General features: G+C 51.3%; 2 protein-coding genes. Both read right to left on the reverse strand.

Going from position 1 to position 1,635, the window contains the following annotated elements; translation table 11 throughout:
* On the reverse strand, window positions 1–215 hold a 215-nt coding region (locus VGM55_RS23655; RefSeq protein ID WP_331636930.1), incomplete at its 3' end, for an ATP synthase subunit I.
* 638 nt (window positions 216–853) lie between these two features.
* Window positions 854–1,474: a 16S rRNA (guanine(527)-N(7))-methyltransferase RsmG gene (rsmG, locus tag VGM55_RS23660; RefSeq protein ID WP_015379471.1), complete on the reverse strand. Its 621-nt coding sequence runs from the start codon at window positions 1,472–1,474 to the stop codon at window positions 854–856.
* Between the last annotated feature and the right edge of the window lie 161 nt (window positions 1,475–1,635).

A 1,635-nucleotide genomic window follows, 5' to 3' on the forward strand; every position in this document is an offset into this window, starting at 1 on the left:
GCAACCCTACCGGGCGCCGGCGTTTGCGCCGGGTGGCGCAAGGCAAACAGCATAAACATGGTACTCGGCAACCAGGCAGCGAGACCGCCTGCCAGTGCCGAACCGCTCCATTCCAGGCTTTTTAGGCCGAAAGCAGCGCTAATCAGAACAAAAGTCATTAACTGCAGAAACAGCAATTTGCGAGCAACTTTTCCGCTGTAAAGGGACACAGACATGACGTTTGTTCTCTCCGTACCCCAGAGTGGGTATGCTGAGTGACGTATAAAACTGACTTTGCTGCTCTGAGTCAGCTGCAAAAAACGAGCAAATTATACGGGGCATACCAACGAATTCAATCGATAAGTAGCGAAAAGGTGAACAATTATTTAAATTTCCCTATTCCAGCCTATTTTCACAAGAAAACGGTCGGAATAATAGGGCGCATTTAATTGTCTGATTATTCCAGCGTTGCGTTTAGAAACGCGAAGCCGATCACAGTAATGTCCCTTCCTGATTTATAGCCGATGGTCAACCAAACCGTCTTTAGCAATTTGAGCGATCAAAAGATTATATAAATCAAAACATTATCAGTTAACTGTTCAAAAACAATCCGTATACCCGATGAAAACCTTTTATTGACAAGCAGCGGGGCAATATTCCAACAGCCAATTAACATTAGCAGCAAACGCCAATCTTTCGCACATGATTGCTAACGTGACTATTTCCAAATGCAATTACTCTATTGTCGCTAATTAGCCGCGTTTTTTGTGTTAATGGGAAGTAAATTAACTAAAAAAAGCGCTCAACTAATTAGCCTGCTTATCTTTTTGCCTGGTACTGCCTTTAATTCACGCTTGTTTGATCAAAAGCAAACTCAGTTTGCCTTAAGAATCACCAGATGGCGTTCGCCTTCCAGTTCAGGCACCTGCAGCCGCACGATAGACTCCAGGCTAACGCCTGCCGGCAGCTGCGTCAGCTCTTCATCCGGGCGCACGCCTTTCAACGCGTAAAAACGCCCCTGCCCTTTCGCCGGCAGGTGATGACACCAGGACAGCATATCCTGCAGCGAAGCGAACGCGCGGCTGATCACGCCATCGAACGGCGGCTCGGCCGGAAACGCTTCGACGCGGCTCTGCACCGGTTCGATATTGTTCAGGCCCAGCTCATGCTGCACCTGACGCAGGAAACGCACGCGCTTGCCCAAGCTGTCGAGCAGCGTGAAATGCGCGTCCGGACGCACGATCGCCAGCGGAATGCCCGGCAAGCCGGGGCCGGTGCCGACATCGATAAAACGCGAGCCCTGCAGATGCGGGTTGACCACGATGCTGTCGAGGATGTGGCGCACCAGCATTTGCTGCGGATCGCGCACCGACGTGAGGTTATAAGCCTTGTTCCACTTATCCAGCATGCCGACATAGCCCAGCAGCTGCTGTTTCTGCTGATCGGGCAGCTCAATGCCTGCTGCCGCCAGCAGCGAGTCTAATTTTTTTTGCACAACGGATCCTTTGGCTGGCGCTGAACGACCAGCGGATGGTTAGCTGGCGCAATGAGGCGACTATGATAATTCAGGGCGCAAGTGATGTCAGCGGCCGTTTGGCTACGGGATGAACAAACGGCCGCCTGGATGCAAGATTTATGCGCTGCGGCGCAGCAGTC

The organism is Cedecea sp., from assembly GCF_036500665.1.
GTDB lineage: Bacteria > Pseudomonadota > Gammaproteobacteria > Enterobacterales > Enterobacteriaceae > Cedecea.